Raw genomic sequence first — 4,340 nt, 5'->3', positions numbered from 1 at the left:
TATTCTTCTAACACAATGCCTCTTTCAGATGCTGGTTTTTTACTCCAGTATTTAAAACAACGAGTTTCATTAGCTAGTTCGCCAACTTCCACTAAAAGGGCTAACGTTTTTTCCTCTAATAAATTCTGAGACTCTAAATGATGCTCAGATAAAATTCGTTCATCTAATTCCTTCTGTAATTTAAACAATTGCAATACGTCCACGTTTGTATTCCTCCTCAAGTTTTCATGTTAATTATAACAGTGTACTTACTGATGTGAAGATAATTTTTCGATTACAGATTTATCCCGCTATTTGTGGGCAGTAAGACCCCCACTTCAAGGTTTTAGAAACCCAGAAAAAGCTAAGTGGGCGTCCAACTGCCCGTAAAAGCCCGATTGGTTCAACTAACCATCAGTGGGGGATGAAGAAAAACCCCCACTGATGGAAGTTTCACTTTATCATTTTAATAACGTTCAGGAGAGTATTCAAATAAAAAAGAGGGTAGCACAGAGGATACATCTATATACAAAAAAGCCCCAGGTCTATACCCTGGGGCTCTATTATTATTTCACTAAGCTGTTTTTAGCAACTGTTGCTAATTCAGCAAATGCAACTTCATCTGCTACAGCAAGATCAGCAAGCATTTTGCGGTTTACTTCGATACCAGCAACCTTAAGTCCGTGCATTAAACGGCTGTAAGAAAGACCATTCATACGAGCTGCTGCGTTAATACGAGTGATCCAAAGCTTACGGAAGTCGCGTTTCTTTTGGCGACGATCACGGAATGCATACATTAAAGATTTCATTACTTGTTGGTTAGCAACTTTGTATAAAGTATGCTTAGAACCGTAGAAACCCTTTGCTAATTTTAATACTCTCTTACGACGTTTACGAGTAACTGTACCGCCTTTAACTCTTGGCATATTGTTTCCCTCCTAGATATCTATCCGTTCTGAAATGAATTACATTGTGTCAAGCATTTGGTGAATACGTTTAAAGTCTCCAGCACTTACTAATGATGATTTACGTAGTTGACGTTTTGCTTTCGTTACTTTGTTAGCAAATAAATGACTTCTATATGCATGTGAACGTTTAAGTTTACCGCTTGCAGTTTTTTTGAAACGTTTTGCTGAACCGCGGTGAGTTTTTTGTTTCGGCATGAAGATTTCCTCCTCTAATAATTACTTTTCAATTTTAGATGCTAAAATTAAGAACATGCTTCGACCTTCCATTTTCGGTGCAGATTCAACTGTACTTACTTCCTTACAAAGTTCTGAAAAGCGATCTAATACGCGTTGTCCAATTTCTTTATGGGTAATTGCACGACCTTTGAAACGGATTGACGCCTTTACTTTATCGCCATTTTCAAGAAACTTGATAGCGGCGCGAAGCTTTGTATTAAAGTCATGTTCGTCAATAGTTGGGCTCAAACGAACTTCTTTTAAGCTAATGATTTTTTGATTCTTGCGCATTTCTTTTTCTTTCTTTTGTTGCTCAAAACGATACTTACCGAAGTCCATAATACGGCATACCGGCGGTTTCGCAGTTGGTGCAACCATTACAAGATCAAGATTTGCATTTGCAGCTAATTCTAGTGCTTCTTGACGAGATTTAATACCGAGTTGATCTCCGTTTGCTCCAATGAGACGTACCTCACGAGCACGAATAAGCTCGTTAACCATCATGTCCTTGCTAATAGTAAGCCACCTCCAAATTTTTATAGGAATACGTCCTGCAGTGAGACCCGAGTACAATAAAAAAAGTGCGGGTATACACACCCACACTGTAACTGTTTATTATCGTCACATTTTATCATCAACCTGTTAACAGCTATATGCGTCATCCAGGTGAGAAGCGGGCGCTCCTACTTTCCACAAGTTCGTATTTAATTAATCCTCAAGTATCATACCATAGCAAGTGAAGTCTGTCAATAATCGATATGAATAATTGGCACAAAATCTATTTTAACAGACAACTTTAAAGTACGCAAGTTATTTTCCGATATTTATCCCGTATGTACAGGCTTTTGCCCCCTATTTTGAAACAGAAGAAGTTAAACAAGGGGGCATCTACCTTATACATACAAGATCATCCGAACTATTTCTTATAGCTTTGCTTCTTTCTTAATCATATCTACAAAGGATGCAAATGCCATCGTTTCTGAATTTTGTTCGCCATATTTGCGAACGTTTACGCCGTTTCCGGCTACTTCATTGTCACCAACTACGAGCATATACGGAATTTTTTGCATTTGTGCTTCGCGAATTTTGTAACCAATTTTTTCATCGCGTGTATCAACTTCCACACGTACACCAGCAAGTTTTAATTCATCTTGTACCTTCTTCGCATAATCGAGATGAACATGAGGTGAAACCGGAATGACTTGAACTTGAACAGGAGCAAGCCATGTTGGGAACGCACCTTTGTATTCTTCAATTAAGAAAGCAACAAAGCGTTCCATTGTTGATACGACGCCACGATGGATAACTACTGGGCGATGTTGCTTTCCATCTTCGCCTACATACGTTAAATCAAAACGTTCCGGTAACAAGAAGTCAAGCTGTACAGTAGATAATGTTTCATCCTTACCTAAAGCCGTACGTACTTGTACATCTAGCTTCGGACCATAGAAGGCTGCTTCTCCTTCAGCTTCATAATAATCAAGACCCATTTCATCCATAGCTTCCTTCAGCATGCCTTGTGCTTTGTTCCACATTTCATCATCATCAAAATATTTTTCCGTATCTTTTGGATCACGGTAAGAAAGGCGGAAGGAATAATCATTTAGGTCGAAATCTTTATATACATCTAGAATTAAACGAATGACGCGTAGAAATTCATCTTTAATTTGATCTGGTCTTACGAAAATGTGCGCATCATTTAACGTCATACCGCGAACGCGTTGCAAGCCAGATAATGCGCCTGACATTTCATAGCGGTGCATCGTTCCAAGCTCTGCAATACGAATTGGCAATTCCCGATAGCTATGCATATCGTTCTTGTATACCATCATATGATGCGGACAGTTCATCGGACGAAGCACCAATTGTTCGTTGTCCATATCCATTGGAGGAAACATATCATCGCGGTAATGATCCCAGTGACCAGATGTTTTATACAAATCAACACTACCCATAATCGGTGTATAGACGTGATCGTAGCCAAGACTTACTTCCTTATCCACAATATAACGTTCTATAATACGGCGAATCGTTGCACCCTTTGGTAACCAAAGGGGTAACCCTTGTCCGACTTGCTGTGAATTGGTAAAGAGCTTTAATTCTTTTCCAAGCTTACGATGGTCACGTTCTTTTGCTTCTTCTAAGAAATGTAAGTGTTGTTCTAGCTCTTCCTTCTTAGCGAACGCAGTCCCGTAAATACGTTGTAGCATTTTGTTATCACTATTACCGCGCCAGTATGCACCTGCCACACTTAATAGCTTAAAGGATTTAATCTTACCTGTGGACGGAAGATGAATGCCACGGCAAAGATCGAAAAATTCACCTTGTTCATAAATAGAAATCGTTTCGCCTTCAGGCAATTCACGAATAAGTTCTAGCTTTAATTCATCACCAATTTCTTCATAGCGAGCAAGAGCTTCTTCTCTGCTTACTTCCTTGCGATGAATTTCAATGTTTTCTTTTACGATACGTTCCATTTCCTTTTCAATTTTCGGTAAATCCTCAACTGAAAGAGCTTCTTCCATGTCGACATCGTAGTAAAATCCATTTTCAATAACTGGCCCAATACCAAGCTTAACCCCCGGGTACAGACGTTTCAGTGCTTGTGCAAGTAGATGAGCACTTGAGTGACGAAGCACTTCAACACCTTCATTGGAATCAAGTGTAATGATCGAAATCGCACCATCCTCTTCAATTGGTGTACGCAAATCAAGTAACTTCTCGTTTAACTTACCTGCAACTGCTTTTTTCTTCAATCCTGGGCTAATGGAAAAGGCGATATCTTCCGTAGTTGTGCCTTTCGGAAACTCCTTCACAGCTCCGTCTGGAAACGTAATATGTAATACTTCAGCCATCACTAATCACTCCTTTTTTAGTAAATGGCTCTGTTAAAGCCTATAGTTGATTGGAGCGGAAGGTGCTCGGGCTTCTGCGGGAAAAACGGGTTAAGGGAGACCCCGCAGGCGCATAGCGCCGAGGAGGCTCCCAAGCCGCCCGCGGAAAGCTCGCACCTGGAGCGGAAATCAACTGGCAAGATTAACAGAGCCTAGTAAATAAAAAACACCCATCCCTAGGAAAAGGGACGAGTGTTATATTCGTGGTTCCACCCTTGTTTCAAAGGAAAGAATCTCCTTTGCTCAAGAAACGATAACGGATCGTAACCGTCAGCAATTACTA

The 4,340-nt window shown here is 40.1% G+C and carries 5 protein-coding genes and 1 other annotated feature; all 5 genes read right to left on the bottom strand.

Features of this window, described 5'->3' with window-relative positions:
- On the bottom strand, positions 1-203 hold a 203-nt coding region (locus tag AC11ZT_RS13545; RefSeq protein ID WP_484060107.1), incomplete at its 3' end, for a dUTP diphosphatase.
- 342 nt (positions 204-545) lie between these two features.
- On the bottom strand, positions 546-905 hold the full coding sequence (gene rplT / locus AC11ZT_RS13540) for a 50S ribosomal protein L20 (RefSeq protein ID WP_484060106.1): 360 nt from the start codon (positions 903-905) through the stop codon (positions 546-548).
- Positions 906-944: 39 nt separating this feature from the next.
- Positions 945-1,142: a 50S ribosomal protein L35 gene (gene rpmI / locus AC11ZT_RS13535; protein ID WP_484060105.1), complete on the bottom strand. Its 198-nt coding sequence runs from the start codon at positions 1,140-1,142 to the stop codon at positions 945-947.
- A gap of 21 nt (positions 1,143-1,163) precedes the next feature.
- Positions 1,164-1,667 (bottom strand): translation initiation factor IF-3, encoded by a 504-nt coding sequence (infC, locus tag AC11ZT_RS13530; protein ID WP_484060104.1) that lies wholly within the window; start codon positions 1,665-1,667, stop codon positions 1,164-1,166.
- A gap of 65 nt (positions 1,668-1,732) precedes the next feature.
- Positions 1,733-1,858 (bottom strand) — a sequence feature (ribosomal protein L20 leader region).
- A 228-nt stretch (positions 1,859-2,086) separates the two neighbouring features.
- The gene (thrS, locus tag AC11ZT_RS13525) at positions 2,087-4,018 is read right to left on the bottom strand and encodes a threonine--tRNA ligase (protein WP_484060103.1); all 1,932 of its coding nucleotides are present in this window, start codon (positions 4,016-4,018) and stop codon (positions 2,087-2,089) included.
- Positions 4,019-4,340 lie beyond the last annotated feature (322 nt).

It is taken from the genome of Ectobacillus sp. (assembly GCF_056992975.1).
The sequence above is the reverse complement of the archived record's forward strand: the minus strand, read 5'-3'. Positions and strand labels throughout refer to the sequence as shown.